General features: G+C 37.2%; 18 protein-coding genes. 10 read left to right on the top strand and 8 right to left on the bottom strand.

The window, feature by feature from the left end; all coding sequences use genetic code 11:
• Positions 1–16 precede the first annotated feature (16 nt).
• Both astB and astE read left to right on the top strand, forming a co-directional pair.
• A complete protein-coding gene (gene astB / locus B554_RS0109265) occupies positions 17–1,360 on the top strand; it encodes an N-succinylarginine dihydrolase (RefSeq protein WP_019457827.1) in 1,344 nt (447 codons plus the stop codon).
• A 12-nt stretch (positions 1,361–1,372) separates the two neighbouring features.
• Positions 1,373–2,347, top strand: a complete 975-nt coding sequence (gene astE, locus B554_RS0109260) for a succinylglutamate desuccinylase (protein WP_019457826.1) — start codon at positions 1,373–1,375, stop codon at positions 2,345–2,347.
• A 62-nt stretch (positions 2,348–2,409) separates the two neighbouring features.
• Here astE and B554_RS0109255 read toward each other — a convergent pair whose 3' ends face one another.
• On the bottom strand, positions 2,410–3,144 hold the full coding sequence (locus B554_RS0109255) for a hypothetical protein (RefSeq protein WP_019457825.1): 735 nt from the start codon (positions 3,142–3,144) through the stop codon (positions 2,410–2,412).
• A 580-nt stretch (positions 3,145–3,724) separates the two neighbouring features.
• On the opposite strand from B554_RS0109255, the gene B554_RS0109250 reads away from it, so the two are divergent.
• Positions 3,725–4,033, top strand: coding sequence for a hypothetical protein (locus B554_RS0109250; protein WP_081400346.1), 309 nt, complete (start codon positions 3,725–3,727; stop codon positions 4,031–4,033).
• Between the two features lie 74 nt (positions 4,034–4,107).
• Entirely contained in the window at positions 4,108–5,463 is a 1,356-nt protein-coding gene (locus B554_RS0109245) for a S8 family peptidase (RefSeq protein ID WP_019457823.1), read from the top strand.
• A gap of 98 nt (positions 5,464–5,561) precedes the next feature.
• On the opposite strand, the gene B554_RS0109240 is transcribed toward B554_RS0109245, so the two are convergent.
• The gene (locus B554_RS0109240; RefSeq protein ID WP_019457822.1) at positions 5,562–5,993 is read right to left on the bottom strand and encodes a hypothetical protein; all 432 of its coding nucleotides are present in this window, start codon (positions 5,991–5,993) and stop codon (positions 5,562–5,564) included.
• Between the two features lie 95 nt (positions 5,994–6,088).
• On the bottom strand, positions 6,089–6,508 hold the full coding sequence (locus B554_RS0109235) for a hypothetical protein (RefSeq protein WP_004705301.1): 420 nt from the start codon (positions 6,506–6,508) through the stop codon (positions 6,089–6,091).
• 170 nt (positions 6,509–6,678) lie between these two features.
• Between B554_RS0109235 and B554_RS0109230 the strand changes: the two genes are divergently transcribed.
• On the top strand, positions 6,679–7,575 hold the full coding sequence (locus tag B554_RS0109230) for a LysR substrate-binding domain-containing protein (protein WP_019457821.1): 897 nt from the start codon (positions 6,679–6,681) through the stop codon (positions 7,573–7,575).
• Between the two features lie 37 nt (positions 7,576–7,612).
• Here the strand turns inward: B554_RS0109230 and B554_RS0109225 are convergent, their stop codons facing one another.
• Together B554_RS0109225 and B554_RS0109220 are read right to left on the bottom strand one after the other, a co-directional pair.
• Positions 7,613–8,323 carry an aspartate/glutamate racemase family protein gene (locus tag B554_RS0109225; RefSeq protein ID WP_019457820.1) on the bottom strand — a complete coding sequence of 237 codons (711 nt, stop codon included), beginning with the start codon at positions 8,321–8,323 and terminating at the stop codon, positions 7,613–7,615.
• A 235-nt stretch (positions 8,324–8,558) separates the two neighbouring features.
• The gene (locus B554_RS0109220) at positions 8,559–9,425 is read right to left on the bottom strand and encodes a LysR family transcriptional regulator (protein ID WP_019457819.1); all 867 of its coding nucleotides are present in this window, start codon (positions 9,423–9,425) and stop codon (positions 8,559–8,561) included.
• Positions 9,426–9,533: 108 nt separating this feature from the next.
• On the opposite strand from B554_RS0109220, the gene B554_RS0109215 reads away from it, so the two are divergent.
• Positions 9,534–10,436 (top strand): DMT family transporter, encoded by a 903-nt coding sequence (locus tag B554_RS0109215; protein ID WP_019457818.1) that lies wholly within the window; start codon positions 9,534–9,536, stop codon positions 10,434–10,436.
• Positions 10,437–10,472: 36 nt separating this feature from the next.
• A complete protein-coding gene (locus B554_RS0109210; protein ID WP_019457817.1) occupies positions 10,473–10,757 on the top strand; it encodes a YciI family protein in 285 nt (94 codons plus the stop codon).
• 67 nt (positions 10,758–10,824) lie between these two features.
• On the opposite strand, the gene B554_RS0109205 is transcribed toward B554_RS0109210, so the two are convergent.
• The 3 genes from B554_RS0109205 to glyQ all read right to left on the bottom strand — a co-directional run bounded on the left by B554_RS0109205 (position 10,825) and on the right by glyQ (position 14,949).
• On the bottom strand, positions 10,825–11,655 hold the full coding sequence (locus B554_RS0109205) for a hypothetical protein (RefSeq protein ID WP_019457816.1): 831 nt from the start codon (positions 11,653–11,655) through the stop codon (positions 10,825–10,827).
• Between the two features lie 247 nt (positions 11,656–11,902).
• Positions 11,903–13,972, bottom strand: a complete 2,070-nt coding sequence (gene glyS / locus B554_RS0109200; RefSeq protein WP_019457815.1) for a glycine--tRNA ligase subunit beta — start codon at positions 13,970–13,972, stop codon at positions 11,903–11,905.
• Positions 13,972–14,949 carry a glycine--tRNA ligase subunit alpha gene (gene glyQ, locus B554_RS0109195; protein WP_002044989.1) on the bottom strand — a complete coding sequence of 326 codons (978 nt, stop codon included), beginning with the start codon at positions 14,947–14,949 and terminating at the stop codon, positions 13,972–13,974. The genes glyS and glyQ overlap by 1 nt, the downstream gene beginning before the upstream one ends.
• A gap of 1,129 nt (positions 14,950–16,078) precedes the next feature.
• Between glyQ and B554_RS0109180 the strand changes: the two genes are divergently transcribed.
• From B554_RS0109180 to B554_RS0109170, 3 genes are all read left to right on the top strand, one after another.
• A complete protein-coding gene (locus tag B554_RS0109180; RefSeq protein ID WP_019457812.1) occupies positions 16,079–16,495 on the top strand; it encodes a lysozyme inhibitor LprI family protein in 417 nt (138 codons plus the stop codon).
• Between the two features lie 109 nt (positions 16,496–16,604).
• The gene (locus B554_RS0109175) at positions 16,605–17,867 is read left to right on the top strand and encodes a putative DNA modification/repair radical SAM protein (RefSeq protein ID WP_019457811.1); all 1,263 of its coding nucleotides are present in this window, start codon (positions 16,605–16,607) and stop codon (positions 17,865–17,867) included.
• A 3-nt stretch (positions 17,868–17,870) separates the two neighbouring features.
• Positions 17,871–18,668 carry a TIGR03915 family putative DNA repair protein gene (locus B554_RS0109170; protein ID WP_019457810.1) on the top strand — a complete coding sequence of 266 codons (798 nt, stop codon included), beginning with the start codon at positions 17,871–17,873 and terminating at the stop codon, positions 18,666–18,668.
• Positions 18,669–18,734 lie beyond the last annotated feature (66 nt).

The raw sequence follows: 18,734 nt of genomic DNA, 5'->3' as shown, positions 1-18,734 counted from the left end.
ACTAGGGAAAGAAAAAATGAAAGGATATGAAGTAAATTTCGATGGTTTAGTGGGACCAACACATCACTATGCGGGTTTGTCTTTTGGTAATGAAGCATCAACCAAAAACCGCAATAATACCTCGAACCCAAAATTAGCGGCGAAACAAGGCTTATTAAAAATGAAAGCCTTGGCTGATATGGGAATGAAACAAGGTGTACTTGCTCCGCATGAACGTCCACATGTTCCAATGTTACGCCGTTTAGGTTTTACAGGAGATGACATTAGTGTTGTTGCTCAAGCAATGCGTCATTCACCTGAACTGTTATCATCTTTAAGCTCAGCTTCTCCAATGTGGACTGCAAATGCTGCGACAGTTTCACCTTCTGCTGATAGCCAAGATGAGCGCGTGCATTTTACTGCGGCTAACCTGAACAATAAATTTCACCGTTCAATTGAAGCTGAAACTACAAGCCAAGTTTTACAAGCCATCTTTAAAAATGAGCGTCACTTTGTACACCATGAAGCTTTACCACAAGTGGCTTTGTTCGGTGATGAAGGGGCAGCAAATCACAATCGTTTAGGTGGTGATTATGCTAAGCGCGGTATTCAGGTGTTTGTTTATGGTCAACAACATTTAAATAATGGCTTACCGGGACCAAAGCGTTATCCAGCACGTCAGACGCGCGAGGCAAGTGAAGCTATTGCACGTTTGCATCGTTTAGATGATGCACACACTGTTTTTGTTCAGCAAAATCCGGATGTAATTGATCAGGGTGTTTTCCATAACGATGTGATCGCGGTAAGTAACCAACAGGTTTTATTCCACCATCAACATGCCTTTTTAAATCAAGATCAAGCTTTTGCTGAAATTCGTCAAAAAATGGCAAGCATTGGTGAAGACTTTATTTCGATTGAAGTGCCTGAAAACCGCGTTACTGTAGACGATGCTGTTGCTACTTATTTGTTTAATAGCCAGATTTTGACTCGTCCAGATGGCGGTATGACGATTGTTGTGCCAGAAGAATCTCGTCAAAATGCAGCAGTGTGGGGCTATTTAAATGACATGATTCAAATGGGCACACCAATTGATGCGATTCAGGTATATGACTTACGTGAAAGTATGCGTAATGGTGGTGGACCAGCATGTTTGCGTTTACGTGTGGCTTTGAACGAAACTGAATTAAATGCTGTAAATCCAAAAGTATTAATGAATGATCAATTGTTTGGAACGCTCAATCAATGGGTCGATAAACATTATCGTGATCGTTTAGCGCAAGAAGATTTAGCAGATCCGCACCTACTTATGGAAAGCCGTATGGCACTTGATGAACTCACCAAAATTTTAGGTTTGGGTTCGGTTTATCCTTTCCAAAAATAATGAGGAGGTGACATGCAAGATTTTCTAGCATTAACCTTACAGGGTGAGCAGCCTACAACTCGCGAAGGAAAGCAAGAAAACTTTTCTTGGTGTTGGCTAGGTGAAGGACTTCTTGAATGTACGCCACATGCACAGTACGACAAAGCTGTCGTACTGTCAGCTGGGGTACATGGTAATGAAACAGCACCAATTGAGTTGTTGTCTCAACTTTGCACCGATTTATTTGCAGGGCGTTTAAACCTTGCTGTGAGGTTGCTGCTTGTATTGGGTAATCCGTATGCAATGCGCCAAGGCAAGCGCTATGTATATGATGATGTAAATCGAATGTTTTGTGGTGGGTATAAAACTCTACCTGTAACAGAAGAGTCTAAGCGAGCTGAGGTTTTAGAGCAGGCAGTTGCTACTTTTTTTAAAGAAAGTGCGAGTAATGCTAAGCGCTATCACTATGATTTGCACACCGCAATTCGCGCTTCTTTGTTAGCCACTTTTGCTTTATTGCCTTATCAAACGCATGACTATGATGCTGATTTGACAGCGAGTCTTGAAGCTGCCGATTTAGATGCTCTGGTTTATCATCGTGCTGCGGGTAAAACATTTACACATTTTACCAGTGATAGCTTTAAAGCTGCGAGCGCAACCTTAGAGTTAGGTAAAGCCTTGCCATTTGGACAAAATGACTTAAGTCAGTTTGCTGCAATTGATGAAGTCATTCGTCATGTGGTTTCTGAACAAGTTTTACCGACGCGACATAAATCGAAAATTCGAGTGTTTCAGGTGTCTGATTCTTTAATTAAAAAAGATGAAGATTTTCAAATGAACTTATCGGCTGAGGCTCCAAACTTTTCGACATTTACGAAAGGTGAAATCATTACCATGCAACCTTCTGGGAATTATGTGGTTGAGCAAGATCAAGTTTGGATTTTATTTCCAAACCCAAATGTGAAAATTGGTTTGCGCGCTGGTTTGGTTTTAACTGAAACTCTTTAAATGACCAATTTAAAGTAAATAAAAAAGGGCAATTGATTGCCCTTTTTTATTGCTAGCTTTAATTAGTTAGTACCGAAAAGACCTTTCATGAAAGATTTCTTTTCAGTTTTTTGGGTAGAGCCTTGAGCACCTGCATTTAAGTTTGCATTTGCACTAACTCCAACTGGGGCAACATTAACACCAACATTTACACCTGTTTGAGCATTAATCGCGTGCGCTGATTGAGCTGCATTTAATTTTGCTTGAGCATCAGCTTTGGTGTCAGCCACTAATTCTTTTTGCTCAGCTTGATTTTGAGCTACGCGAGCTTTAACTGCATCTACACGTGCTTGAGCATTGGCTTGTTTTTCAGCAGTAAACTCTTTTTGTTCAGCTTCATGTGCTGCTACTTTAGTTTTTACCGTATTTAAATGTGCTTTTGTATCAGCTTTCGCTTCAACGGCTAGATTTTTAGTACCGTTTGCAGCTTTAGTCGCTACATTTTTAGTACCTGTAGCAGCTTCCGTAGCAAAGTGTTTTGTACCATTTGCAGCTTTAGAAGAAAGTTCAGTCACTTTTCCAGTTGTTTTTTTAGTTGCTTTAACTGTAGTGTCAGCAGCAACATGACCAGCATGTTTTGCTGTGCTACCTACAGTGTGTGCAGTACTTTTGACTGTGTTGGCTACGCCACTAACAAGACCACCCGGTTGTACATTTACTTGAGCAGAAGCATCTGCATTAACGCCCGCACTTTGTGCAAAAATAGAAGCAGAAGCAAGAACACTTGCAGTCACGATAGCTGTTTTCATCATTTTCATTGCGATATCCTTCAAAGAATATACCCTTTTAGTGAGGTATTTCATAAACGCAATCGCATCATAGTCAAACCTTGCTTTGCTTAGGAATAGACTTCATCAAAACCTTACAACAGTATTACAGTCACTAAACACATGAGGGAGAAATTGTGGAGAAAAGAAAATATTAATAATAAAGTGAAATAGATATCGATATTTGACTGTTTAAAAAGCTAATAAAAAATAACTTCTCTCATTTTTTAGAAATACAAATATTTAAACTTATTCAACACGACCATTTTTTATATCTATAAAGAAGATTTTCTTTTCTTTTTTTAATCGAGATAACGGCATAGTTATTGCTTATTATGAGAATAAAGTGCTTTTTGGCACTTTTTTGAACCCAATTCTGCCAGAAATATAAATGCACAGGGCAGAACAGTATTTTTGTTTATTCGGGAAAAAGAATTTTAGTGTTCCTCGGGCTTACATGTTTTATGAAATGAAATTTCACATGACATATATCCAAAGAAATAGCGCTTTATTTCGAATAATCAAAAATAAATAGAGATGTCTATAAACAAAAAAACAGAGATCTTAAATGATGAAAATTATTGCTTCCCTTGTCGTATTACTCGGCTTAGTCGCCGTTGTTCTCTATTTTAAGCCATCAAGCGGTGCATCAGATGTGATGAATTCTACTTTGCACAAGTCGAATTCATCGCAATCAGACACTTCATCTTTACATTCCCAACTTAAGGAGCCTGCTCAACCTAAAAATGTATCTTTAAATTCTACTCAACCTAAACCAGTATCCGCAGATACTGTTCCTTTATATGACACAAAAAGTGATCTTTCTATTCAACCGATTGATCCAGAAAAAGATCCTGCTAATGAAATTAAAACACTTTAAATAATCTAGTTTTCTTTATCCAAGAAATACTAGACGTTCAAATGTTCTTTACCAAAGAACTACGGAGAAAAATAATGCAAAGTAAAACGTTATTACTATTAGGTCTATCTACAATATTAAGTACAACAGCTTTCGCTCTTCCTTTGGATTCTAAGGGAGCCAAACAACAGCTAAATCAGGCAGCAAAACAAAAAGTGTTTCAGGGTAAAATCGATTTAGATGCCTTGGTCACCAATGAGTCTAATGACCTTATTGTTGAATATAATATTCCTACGGAAAGCGTGGCTACAGGTTTGGAACGGCGAAGTTATATTGCTTCAAATAAAAAGAACTTACAGTCAAGGTTTAATCGTGGTGTAGGGGTGCAAGTACTTCGGGACTACAATAATTTGCCCTTAGCTTTTTATCGAGTTAGTAATAGAGAGGCATTAGTTGATTTACTAAATGACCCAAACGTTAAGGCTGTATATCCAAACAGAATTAATCGGGCCACTACGATGGAAAGTCTACCTTTAATTAATCAGCCTCAAGCTAATACCAAAGGCTTTAATGGTACTGGCTCTAGTGTGGCTGTATTGGATACTGGGGTAAATTATTTACATTCGGATTTTGGGTGTACGGCAGTTAATTCACCTTCAAGTACATGTCGTGTCGTTTATTCATTTGATAGCGCCCCAGATGATGGTGCACTTGATGATGATGGCCATGGGAGTAATGTCTCAGCGATTGTGTCTAAAGTAGCGAGTAAAACAAAAATTATAGGAATAGACGTTTTCCGAAAAGTTCGCGTGAATGGTCAATTGTTAAGCTCAGCCTATGATAGCGATATCATTGCAGGCATTAACTGGGCAGTAAATAATGCTAAAACCTACAATATTAAAGCGATCAATTTAAGCCTTGGTGTACCTGACGTTAAATACACATCTCAATGTAGTAATAGTAGTTATGCAACAGCATTTGCAAATGCGCGAGCTGCTGGCGTGGTCCCTGTGGTGGCATCTGGTAACGATGCGTTCCCTGATGGAATTTCGTCACCTGCTTGTGTTGCTGGAGCGGTAAGAGTTGGCGCAGTATATGATAGTAATATTGGTGGTGTATCGTGGGGTAAACCTGTGAAATGTACTGACTCAACTACAGCAGCAGACAAAGTAGCATGTTTTAGTAACGGCGGTAGTCTTGTGACTTTACTAGCTCCAGGGGCAATGATTACAGCAGGTGGCTACACTATGGGCGGTACTTCCCAAGCTACACCACATGTTGCTGGCGCAATTGCACTATTAAGAGCAAATAGCGTGACACCAACTGAAACTATCGATCAGACGATTAATCGTTTAAGAACTACGGGTAAACCTATTACTGACCCAAGAACAGGTTTGGTTTTCCCTCGTATTGATTTACTGGCTGCAACCAATGGTTTAACCATTAATTAAATAGCATATTTATAATTTTTTATTAGATCCAAGAAATTTGAATGGCTATGGCCCGTTGCAGAAAACTGCCTCTGCAACGGGTTTTTTATGGAAAATCTTTAATCACATTTTGCTAAATTGGCTTTACTAAAATTGCTTTGGAGCTTTTTAAAATTATTTTGAATTGCTGGATCTTGAATATTAAAAGTGGTCGAGCTTTTTGTTGTCGAGTTGGTGGCTTGACTTAGTATGCCAGATGAGTCGGGATATTGTTCGGTAAATGATTGAGCTGAAATCAGGCCTTTATTATTAAAAATCCAGTGCTCAGTGACTTGGCCTCCACCTAAGTAACCCGTAAATTCGATCATGCAGGCCTGCTTATCATGTTTAATGAGCTTGGCTACATTACCTGTGGTGGTTGGATAAGCTTCAATATTGGTGTCTTGTTCTAAAACCTTTGATTGAGAATAAGAAGAAACAGATTTAGTAGTTGCACATGCAGATAGTGCGATACAGCATAGTGTTGAAAAGAGAAGTTTTTGACTATTCATAAGGCAGATTCCTAGCTCTTTGTAATGGGTAGTATTTCTTTTTAAACGTATACATTTCTATGAGCGCGAAGTAATCGCGCTTCTCAAACCTAATTTTAATTAGTCGTCGTACTAGATTTACTTAACTCACCTTGTTCGATCGGAATGTTTTCACCATTTCGGCTACTGGTTATATTTTGTTTAGCTTGTTCTATTTTCTCTTCAGTATATGCTTTTGCAGTATCTACTTTTTGCTGGGCAACTTCTGATTTTTCAGCTGTAAATTCTTTAGTGCTTTGCCATTTTTCACTAATTTTATTTGACGTATTTTCAGAAGCACCTTGAATAGAGTTCCCTAGGTTTTGTATGCCTTTTCCTGTTTTATATAACAACACACGACCTAAACTTGGATTATCACCATAAGGTTGAGCTTTTGACGTTGTCTCATTTGTAGGTTGAGGTTGTGTTGTTTCAGCAAAAAGCGTCGATGAAGCCAATATAGAGCTTGCAATACATAAAACTTTTAAGGTTTTCATTTGGTTCAAACTCCCCAATGACTGTCAAAATATCAAGTGCTGATCTTACTGTTAAAAATAAACCTTGTGCAGCAATGAGATAAAACCCATACGATTTGATTACGATAAATCATCATTTCAAATATACTTAAATAGCTTATCTAAATTCCTAGAATGATCTGGAGCTTCAGGTGATACAAAATATAGAATTAAAATGGTTATATGATCTGATCATTCTAGAAAAATACCGAAGTTTTACAATAGCTTCTGATATTAGAAATATTTCACAGTCTTCTCTAAGCCGCCGTATTCAGGCCCTAGAAAGTAGTTTGGGATTCGAGGTTTTTGACCGAGAAACTTCGCCATTACAGCTCACAGAAAAGGGTAAGCTTTTTGTTCTACACGCCAGAAATTTGCTAGATGATTTTGAGTTCAATATAGATCGAATTAAAGGTGACAATCATGTTAGAAGTAAAGTCACTATTGCATCTGCGCATTCTTTGGCAGGTTATATTTTTCCTAAAATTTTAGGAAATTTAAAAAACTACCAAGAAAAGATTTTTCATGTTGAAGCCATTAACGTAAATGAAACCGTAGATTCTCTTAAAAATGGACAATGTGACTTTATCGCATCTTTTTATGATGATGATCTTATGAATCCACAGTTCTTGTGCCATAAACTATTTTCAGCAAAGCTTTATTTAGTCACTGCGCCTAATCATTTAGGTCGTCCCAAATATTCACTCGAAGATGCTTCAGTTCCGCTCATGAATTACACCGACGATAGTTACATGGGTAAAAAAGTAAATAAGTTTCTACAAGAGCATCATTCAGATAAATTTGAGACAAACTTTGTGTCTTCAATGAGTTTATTACTTAAAGACATGATCAAAGGTGGGTATGGAGTCGGGTGGTTACCCGATTACAGTATTCAAGATGAGCTTGAAAAAAAACAACTTTTGATTGTGCCTTTGAAAGATTCAGTCTTATCTGTAGATATTTACTTATATCGTAGTAGTGCGAGGCTCAATACAGCTTCTGAAAGTTTATGGAACTTTATGAAGGCAATTGATTGGACAATTGCCTAAACCGTTTTATGCATAAGTTGCATTATCTTTCATTTAGCTATGCAACTTTTGCTATGGGGGAGTTTTGATACCATGCAATCGCATTCTTAATGAGTACGTCGGTTGTGTCGATGAATAGTTCAGGATAAGCCTCAATACTTTCTTCTAAAATGAGAGGTATTTCTGTACAAGCCAACAGGAATTTTATATTTCTCTTTTTAGTGTAAAAATTAATAACTTCCTTCATCATTTCTCTAGCTTGTTGAATATTTCCTGCTTTGTATTGGTAAATACTTTGCATTACTTTATTTTGCATTTCGGCAGAAGGAGTAGAGAAACCAATACTATTTTCAATAAACTGGCTTTGATAAAGCTCGGTGTTTATTGTGGCAGATGTAGCAAGAATACACACCTCATCAATTTGACTATCTTGAATAAAATGAACCGCAGACTCAATGATACTGATCATTTTAGTTTGGGTGCGCTTTTTTAGTTGGTTAAACCAGAAATGAGCAGTATTACAAGGAATAATGATACAACCGACTTGTGCTGCTTCTAAGATTTTAAGATATTCAGCCATTTTCTCGAGTGGTTTATCATCATGATTTATAATGGATTGAGTTCTGTCGGGAATATCTGGGATAGAAACTGTAACGACAGGAATATGTTCTTGATCACAATGTGCTGGTGTATTTTTAATAATTTTATTCATAGCATCAATCGTAGCTTGTGGTCCCATGCCACCTAAAATTCCAATTGCTTTATTCATGTTGAGCGACTCAAAAAATTCTATAGGTTTAGAATGAGCGTATTTTTATTAGGATCATTGCAAAAAGCGGATGGCTTATGCAGATTTTATTTCTAAATCAAAAATTAATTTAATTTAAAGTATTTGTTTTATAATTATAAAATTTAAATTTCTAAAATTTAGTTATGCTTTTTATGCATGACGATTTTATATAAAGCATAGATTTCTGCATGGATAGTTTGTTTTAAGCAAAAATCTAAACGATAAATTCAGACTTAATTAAGTCTAAAAACATATCTCTGGCTTTATGGTTGCTCACATTTTTGTGCCAGAAAAACTGGTTTTGCATAAAGGCAAGATGTTCAAATTTATAGCCTCGAATATTGGTTAAATTTTTATATTGCTCAAAAAGACTCTTCGGTACTAAAGACACACCAGAGCCTGCACTCACGCAACCAATAATCGTGGCATAACTGGTAATGCTTGTAATTGGAAGCGAAATATTTTTAAGCTTAAGCCATTCTTCAAGAGCAGCTCGGTAAGGGCAGCCTTCCGTCCACATAAAAATTTCCTTACCAATCAAATCTTCTTGGCAGTGGATTTCACCGAAAGATTCTGGGGCAATTAAAATAATTTCTTCTTGATAAATACCGAGCTTATTTAACATTGGAAATTCAATATTGCCAGCGACAATTGCACCATCGAGTTTATGCTGAGAAATATCAACTAATAGCTGTTTCCATGTGCCCGTAATAATTTGAATGGAAACCTCTGGGTAGCGTTGGTGATATTTCGCAAGTAAGCTAGGCAGACGAGTTGTGGCAGACGATTCAATCGCTCCAATTTTGAGTGGGCCAGAAGGCGGTGCATCTGGGTGAATACTACGTTTTGCCTCATCACATAGCGCTAAAATTTTATGGCAATAATTAAGAAAGATTTCACCAGAAGGAGTGAGGTTTAAACTTTTTCCTTCCCGATAAAATAGCGGTGCACCTAGTTCTTCTTCGAGTTGTTTAATGCGCGTTGTGATATTGGAGGGTACACAATGTAGTTGCATTGATGCCTTTGCCATTGTTCCGCATTCAACCACGGTTTGAAACATTTTTAACTGAGTAATATCCATGTTTTATCATTCACTTTTAATGAATATATGACTCAATATAAGTTAATTTTATTCAACTATCCATGCGCATATGATGAAAGCATTCCATTTCACTAGTGCAGATTTAACATGGCAATTTCTCTTGCTGCCGAAACTCAGCCTCCCGTATTTAAGCTCTATTTATGTATTGCCGTGACCGTCTTTTGTTGGGGTTATTCACCTATTGGTGTGCATATTGCCTTGCACTCATATACACCGCAGCATATTGCCTTGCTTCGTTTTTTGATTGCATCGGTTTTCTTACTTTTATTGATTATGAAAAAAGGCATTCAGCCTTTAAAGTGGAAAGATGTTCCTGCACTTGGGGTGTTAGGATTTTTCTCTGTAACGTTGCATCATTTGCTTATAAATACAGGGCAGCAATATGTGACTGCGGTTGCATCTAGTATTTTGAGCCAATCCATTCCACTATTCACTTTTATTATTTCAGCTTTGCTTTTTAAAGAAAAAATCAGTTTTAAACAGTGGTTGTGTATTTTGCTGGGACTTTGCGGCGCCGTGTTGGTGGTTAGTGGAGATCATGGTTTTGGTGTGCCGAGCCCTTATAGTTTGTTGATTGTTTTAGCTGCAATTGCATGGGGGCTGTACTTTAATTTATATAAGAAATTTGCTTTAAACTATGATGCCTTGAGCTTGATGTGCTACATCATCTGGTTCGGGACCATTCCTTTACTATTTTATAGCGCTCATTTACCTAGTGAAATTTCACATGCTACGTGGCAAGCAAATATGTCGGTTGTCTTATTGGGTATTTTCCCAAGTGCGATGGCTTATGTACTTTGGGGATATGTACTTAAAAATATGCCGTTAACGATTGCATCGAATTTTTTGTATTGTTCCCCGATTGTCGCGATGAGTTTGGCCATTGTTTTCTTAAATGAAAAACCATCAATGATGGTGCTGCTAGGTGGAGTAATTATTGTGGGGAGTTTGGTGTGGATGAATTGGGGGAATAGGCGTACTATCGAATAAGCATATGTAATGCGCTACTTGCTTTAAGAGAATGAGATGATTGTTGTTACCTTGACCTATAAAAAACCATTGACCGAAGTTGATGCTGTGCTCAAAGAGCATATTGCGTTTTTAGATCATTACTATGAGCAAAAGAAGTTTTTAGCATCGGGGCGCCGGGAAAATAGAGTAGGTGGGGTAATTTTAGTTCTAAGCCCTTCGATTCAAGAAGCTGAAGAAATCATGAAAAATGATCCGTTTTATATTTATGATGTGGCTGATTATGATTTTATGTGGTTTGAGCCATCGAAAAGTTTAGAAGAAATTAAAGAGTTGGTTTGAAAACATTAGAGAACTACTTAAGCTTAAGTAGTTCTCTATTCTATTTAATATTAATTAGTAATTTTTATTATTGTTCAACGATATAAATACTATTTTCGAATACATCGCCTTTGCTTGTTTTAACTACGCCAACACATAAATTATCGGGAGTTTGAATAAAAGAAACTAAGGATGTATCTGCATTAGTTTTACAGCTCTTTTGCTTGTTCTCATCAAATGCTTTTAAATTTAATTGATGTTGTAAATCTAAAGTGAATACTTGGCTAAGAGCGTTAAATGCTTGATCTGCTTTTTTCATAAATAATAAATTATTATTAGCTTCCCATTCAGATAAAGAAATACGATCCTTACTTACATAGTGATATAAGCGTTTTGTATCTGCATTATTGTCGGCTGCATTTTTAAATTGGGTCTTTAAACCAAAATTTACTTTTACAATTGGCTTTTCACGGAAAGAAAGACGTGAATAAGGCACAATCTTAACTTCAGATGCCTGATTTAAATTGAGTAATTTGATTGTTGGATCAGCTTTATTTTGCGCGAAAGAATCGTTAATTTTTTGATGTATTAGCTGGTCAAATTTAATAGGTTGATTGAGAGAGCTTTTTTCAATGGCTGAACTATTTGCATTTTTATCAATTGCCATTGCGACTCCTACTCCGATAAGACCAAACATTCCAGAAACTGGGCTGGCTGAAGCATTACTAGAGTCGCCAACTAATATTTGGCTGTCTTTTACAAAGTAATCACCTGCACCTGATTCAGTCATTGAAGATAATTGTTCTGAAGAAACAGAAAGAGAGGTTTGTTTACCTGTAGCGGGATATTGAATCGATTTAGTCGTTGCACATCCAGTAAATAGTAATGTTGATATGAGTAATAAGTTTAAGTTTTTCATTGCAATCATTCTTTATTAAGTTAGGTAATTATTTGTTAAAGCTGGCTGAATTATGGATTAACTGAAATAAAAGTAAATAATTGTTATTTATTGAGTGTTCGCAAATTAATCAATTTATTATTTTGAATAAAATTAGAAGGTAAAACTATTAAAAAAACCATGCTTCCGGTTTAGTTCGGAAACATGGTTTTAAATAAAGCTTAATTATACAAAAATTAATTATACAAAAATTAATTTCTATATAATCTTAACCCTGCAACACACTCACATCAGCTACAGCAGTAAACAAGTTACGTAACTGAGCCAATAAACGTAAACGGTTTGCTTTCAGGTCAGCATCATCTGCCATAACCATTACACCATCAAAGAATGCATCAATCGGCGCGCGAAGTGCTGCAAGCTTAGAAAGAGCAGCAGTGTAGTCTTTTGCTGCAAGTAATGGTTCAACCACAGGAGTCACTGCTTGAAGCTCAGCAAATAATGCTTTTTCAGCGTCTTCAACTAAGTTTGCTTCAATGACAGAACCTTCTGGTGTCGCTTCTTTTGCAAGAATATTAGCAACACGTTTGTTTGCAGCAGCGAGTGCCGCAGCTTCAGGTAATGTGCGGAAGTGGTTAACTGCATTTACGCGCTTGTCAAAATCAAGTGGAGACTTCGGTGCAAGTGCTTGAACTGCTTGAAGTACGTCAACGGCAACGCCTTGGTCTTCGTACTTAGCACGGTAACGACCTTCCAAGAACGCAACAGCATCAGCGAGAGTCTTGTCATGGTCTTTAACGATATCGCCATAACCTTGAAGCGCAAGATTTACTAACTCTTCAATTGTTACATCTAATTCATTTTCAATGATTAAACGTAAAATACCAATTGCTGAACGACGAAGTGCAAACGGGTCTTTAGAACCTGTAGGCGCTTGTCCAATACCGAAAATACCAACCAGCGTATCTAAACGGTCAGCAAGAGCAATCGTTGTACCTGTTTTAGTGTTAGGTAAAACATCACCCGCAAATTTTGGTAAATATTGCTCACCTAAAGCTTCTGAAACTTCAGTATTTTCGCCTTCAATACGTGCGTAGTAAGTACCCGCAATACCTTGAAGTTCTGGGAACTCACCTACAAGCTCAGAGGTTAAGTCGCATTTAGCAAGTAATGCAGCTTTTTCAGCATCGGCTGTGTTTGCACCAGTGATTGAAGATAATGCAACAGCAAGTTTTGCAATACGTGTTGATTTGTCCCAAAGCGTACCAAGCTGAGCTTGGAATACCATGTTTGCTAATTTTTCTTTACGAGATGCAAGCGGTTGCTTTTGATCTTGTAAGAAGAAGAACTCAGCATCAGACAAACGAGGACGAACAACTTTCTCGTTACCTTCAATAATTTGAGTCGGATCTTTAGACTCAATATTTGAAACAGTAATAAAGTAAGGCTGTAATTTACCTTCCGCATTGATCAAACAGAAATACTTCTGGTTGTCTTGCATTGTCGTAATAAGAGCTTCTTGAGGAACAGCCAAGTAGCGTTCTTCAAAAGTTGCACGTAAAGCCACAGGCCATTCAACGAGGCTTGTTACTTCGTCAAGTAAATCAGCTGGAACAATCGCAGTTGCGTTCACTTCATCAGCTAACTTTTTCACTTGTTCTTGAATGGTTGCTTGACGTTTTTCAAAGTTCGCAACGACGTAAGCTTTTTCTAAAGCAGCTAAATAGTCATTTGCATGCGCTAAAGTCACAGCTTCAGGTGCATGGAAACGGTGACCATAAGTCACATTACCAGCTTTATGATCTTGAATAGTCGCGTCAACAATTTGGTCGTCTTTGAGTAAAAGAACCCATTTAACTGGACGTACAAACTCGGTACGGCTTGCAGCAGAACGCATACGCTTAGCAATTGGTAAATTGTCTAATGCAGTTTGTAAAATCTGTGGAAGTAAAGCGTCAAGGCTTTGACCTTTCACATCTTTTAAATAGCAAACTTTTTCAACTTTACCAGCTTGGAAAGTAGAAAGCTGATCAACTGTAATACCTTGACCACGCATAAAGCCTTCGAGCGCTTTAGTTGGTTTGCCTTCTGCATCATAAGCTGCTTGAACAGCAGGGCCATCAAAACGCTTTTGTGTATCAGCTTGAGCAGCATCGATATCTACAATTTTAAGTGCTAAACGACGTGGAGCTGCATAAGCTTCAATTGATGCGAAGTTTAAACCTGCATCTTTTAAGCCTTTTTCTGTTTCAGCTTTTAGGGCATCACGTAATGTTTTTAAGCTTTTTGGTGGAAGTTCTTCACAGCCAAGTTCGAATAAAACAGTATGTTTGCTCATTAGTTTTTCTCCGCCTTTGCTGCTTCACTTTCAGCTTGTGCTTTTAGCTGTGCCAATACTTCATCACGTAAGTGTGGTTCTGCCATTGGGAAGCCAAGCTCTGCACGTGCTTGTACATAACTTTGTGCAATAGCACGCGCTAAAGTACGTACACGTAAAATGTAACGTTGACGCTCAGTCACAGAAATTGCGCCACGTGCATCAAGCAAGTTAAAGGTATGAGACGCTTTAACCACTTGCTCATAAGCAGGAAGAGAAAGTTTTGCTTCTATTAGACGATTTGCTTCTGATTCATAAAAATCAAACAGTTCAAATAGTTTTTCAACTGGAGCGTATTCAAAGTTATAAGTGGATTGCTCAACTTCATTTTGATGGAAGACGTCACCGTAAGTCACAGTACCAAATTGGCCTTTAGTCCAAACAAGGTCATAAACCGAGTCAACACCTTGAAGGTACATTGCAAGACGTTCTAAACCGTAAGTGATTTCACCTGTTACTGGGTAACATTCAACACCACCCACTTGTTGGAAGTAAGTGAACTGAGTCACTTCCATACCGTTAAGCCAAACTTCCCAACCTAAGCCCCAAGCACCAAGAGTTGGAGATTCCCAGTTGTCTTCTACGAAGCGGATGTCGTGAGTAAGCGTATCAATTCCGATTGCTTTTAAAGAATCGAGATAAAGCTGTTGGATGTTGTCTGGGTTTGGCTTAAGTACCACTTGGAACTGGTAGTAGTGTTGCAAACGGTTCGGGTTTTCACCATAGCGGCCATCTTTTGGACGACGTGAAGGTTGCACGTATGCCGCGTTCCAAGTCTCAGGCCCTAAAGCACGTAAGAATGTTGCGGTGTGGAATGTTCCAGCGCCCATTTCCATGTCGTAAGGTTGTAATACGACGCAGCCTTGTTCGGCCCAGTAGTTTTGTAGGGCAAGAATTAAACCCTGAAATGTATCAATATGCGAGATGGCGCGACTCATGTAGCATCCACGAATTTATGAGAAAAATTGCCCCTAAGTATAAGGATTTTGTAGGGGAGTGGCAAAGGCTAGTTTGGGAATTTCAGATTTGATTGTTTAGCTGCTTTTTTATAGTTCTGAGTAGTAAAAACCAATATGTAATAGCGAAAATCACAGAAAAATAACTGAAGAAAACGATCATTTCTATTGGGGCGAATTCTAAACACATTAAACTAAGGATTAACGTCGTAAGTATGAGTGCACTAGCAATAATTGAGAAAAAATTTATGAAATTATATTTTTGCAAGAAGAGTTGAAATAGATAAGCAGGTATAAAAGCAAATATGTAATAAGTCATTGCAACCGCAAAGAGTAATAGTGGAAAAATCGCTGTAGTTTTTAGAATTTCTAAAGTGAACCCTTCATTTAGCATCATGGTGAAGATCCATAAAAGCCAGGCAGGTATAAATAAGTAGAGTGGGACTTTTAAAAGGCTATTTAAAATTTGGTCTTGATTGGGATCTAAATTTTGAATGAAAATTTTAGAATCATTAAAGATAGCTTTTTTCATATAAATCAATATGAGTTTAATTCTTATAACTATGTATAGTATGAATAAAAAGTTAATGTATTGGGAAATGAGATCATATCAAAATCTTTAACTAACATAGCCCAGCTTATAAGAGCTCCATATTCAAAAAGCAGAGCATTCATTCAATATTTATGTTCTGCTCTTTGGTCTTGTTATCTTTATAGTTATACCAAGCCAATAATGCCCAGAAATTAAAAGCTGTAATTAGTGTAGAGATTCCAATCCAACTAAAAATAAGCTCGGAAAAGAAGGTCTTAAAAGATAGGTTAACAAGCGTATTAAAGATGAGGAGTATACCTAGTGCTGTTAAAGATATTGTTATGAAATTTAGAAGTTTGAATTTATTTAGTAATATAGAAGTTGCTATAAGGAATGGTAAAAAGAACAGATATATAATGAATAAATAAGTAAGCATACAATTCGTTGAAGTCAAAATAATGAGCACTGGTATAGGAGCGAACAATAGACTCTTTATTATGTCTAAATGCCGATAGGCAACCGTTAAAGAATTTTTGTTATATTGAAGCATATTAAAAATTATAGAATCGAGAATAAATTATGCTGAAATTTTGCTGCAAACTTATTGTTTTATCCAGCCTTTTCTGTAGTCCGTGGCTTTACGCACAAACCGAAACTGATGAGCAAGATGAATACAATCAATGTGTAGACCAGACTATTAAAGAAATGAAGCTTGAAAGTATTAATAATATGGTCGTGTATAGTTGTTCTGATAAAGCTAAAAAGACTTATGAGGAAAAAATTGTTGCTCTCATTGATCAAATTCGTGCACAAAGCGAAGAATACAAACAGCCAGAACGTTACCAAGATATTTTAAAATCTCAGCGACTTTGGAAAGCCTATGTAGATCAGGAATGTAATAATGCAGGTTCATACATAGGCTCACCGATGTATTCGTATTGCCCAATGCAAGAGTATGAAAAGCGTGTAAAGCAGCTTGAAGAATACGTTAATTAAGCTAGTTCATTTTAAACGTCATCTCATGACGCTGACCGTACTTCACTAGATTAAATTTAAGAATGCGACATGATATTTTTTAGACGATGCCACAAATGAGTCGTTTGATATGTCTGATCGCATTCGGGAAAAACTACAGATTCTTGCTGATGCTGCTAAATATGATGTGTCTTGTTCATCAAGTGGCAGTGACCGTAAAAACAAAGATAAAGGTCTAGGGGATGCCAGCCATTCGGGTATTTGCCATAGCTATACTGAAGATGGCCGCTGTGTATCTCTCTTAAAAATTCTATTTAGCAATGTGTGTATTTTTGACTGCGCCTACTGTGTTTCACGCCGTTCTAATGATGTCCAACGTGCAGCATTTACAGTGCAAGAGGTTGTAGACTTAACTATTAATTTTTACCGCCGTAATTATATTGAAGGCTTATTTTTAAGCTCAGGCATTTTTAAATCGGCGGATCATACGATGGAGCGTATGCTTCAAGTCGTGAAAAAGTTGCGTCTTGAAGAAAACTTTAATGGCTATATTCATCTAAAAACCATTCCAGGTGCATCGCCTGAACTGATCCATGAAGCAGGTTTATATGCGGATCGTATGAGTATTAATTTAGAGATGCCGACCGAAATTGGACTAAAAACTTTTGCGCCAGAAAAATCACATCAGGAAGTGCAAAAAGATTTAGGATTAGTGCGTGATAGGCTGATTCAGCTTAAAGATGAACGTCAAATCATTAAGCATGTACCAAAATATGTACCAGCAGGGCAGACCACTCAAATGGTAGTGGGAGCACATCAAGAGTCGGACCAAGATGTCTTGTTTATGGCAGACAAGCACTATAAAGAATTTAAACTCAAACGCGTCTATTTTTCGGGTTATATCCCAATTAATACCGAAAATAACTACTTGCCAGCAGTGGGTTCTGCACCGCCGTTGCTTCGTGAAAACCGACTCTATCAAAGCGATTGGTTGATGCGTTTTTACGGTTTTGAAGTCAATGAAATCGTTAATGAAAAACATCCAAATTTAGATTTGGATGTAGACCCGAAATTAAGCTGGGCTTTAAGGCATCCTGAACAGTTTCCAATAGATTTAAACCGTGCAGATTATCAAATGATTTTGCGTGTACCGGGCATTGGGGTGAAATCGGCCAAGAAAATTGTGCAGGCTCGCCGTTTTGGAAAAATCCATATCGATTTACTTAAAAAACTAGGTGTGGCCTACCAGCGTGCAAAATTCTTTATTCGCTGTGAAGACAGTCCAAAATTCCAAAAGGAATTATCTTCTGGCTATATTCGACAGCAGATTTTAACGCAGGGATCTTCGAAATATGTGCAGCAACTCTCGCCACAATTAAGCCTTGGGTTTTAGGCCATGTTTAATGAGGAAGTTGCTTACTATTTTGATGGTTCAATGGTTGGGCTGCTAAGCTGTGTTTTTCGTGCATTTCAATTTAAAGAATTACAGGTCAAACTCTGTCTGAATGATGCAGCTCAGCATGGCTTATTTACCGATAAAATTGAGGTTGCAAATAACGAGCAACATGCCGAACGTGTGTGGTCTGCGTTACAAAAAAAGCTTTTATCTTCTTCGTTAAAACAATTTTATTTTGCTTATCTATCTGAATCTTTAGATGCCTATCAGCATTTATTTAATTACTGTATTTATGTGTTTAGTAGTCATTCATCTGTAGAAAAAGATTATTCGCACCCAAGTGTTCTAGCAATTGCACAGTGGACGAAAAAAGTCGGGCGAGAAAAGCATAGAATGGAGGCTTTTATTCGGTTTAAGAAAACTAAAGATGAGCTTTTTTTAAGTTTAGTACGTCCTGATTTTAATGTGTTACCGCTTATTCAGCCACATTTTAAACGGCGTTATCAAGATCAGCGTTGGCTCATTTATGACGAGCAACGTAAGTTTGGTATTTATTATGATTTAAGTGAAATACATGAAGTTTCACTCGAAGCCTCTGAGGTTGACCGTAATTTAAAAAATGGCATGAGTCAAAGCTTTCAACTTGAGCTGGATGAACAAGAAGTTTTGTATGATCAACTTTGGAAAGATTATTTTAACAGCGTAAATATTACAGAACGCCAGAATATAAAACTTCATGTGCAGTATTTGCCAAAACGTTACTGGCGCTACTTAAATGAAAAGTTGATGGAATATTAAAGTTTTAAAATAGTAAGAATAACTTCAACAAATTCTCTGAACATTAAAAGATATAATTTAAATGCA

The organism is Acinetobacter sp. GG2 (assembly GCF_000292385.1).
GTDB lineage: Bacteria > Pseudomonadota > Gammaproteobacteria > Pseudomonadales > Moraxellaceae > Acinetobacter > Acinetobacter seifertii.
This window is presented reverse-complemented; position numbering and strand designations above follow the sequence as displayed.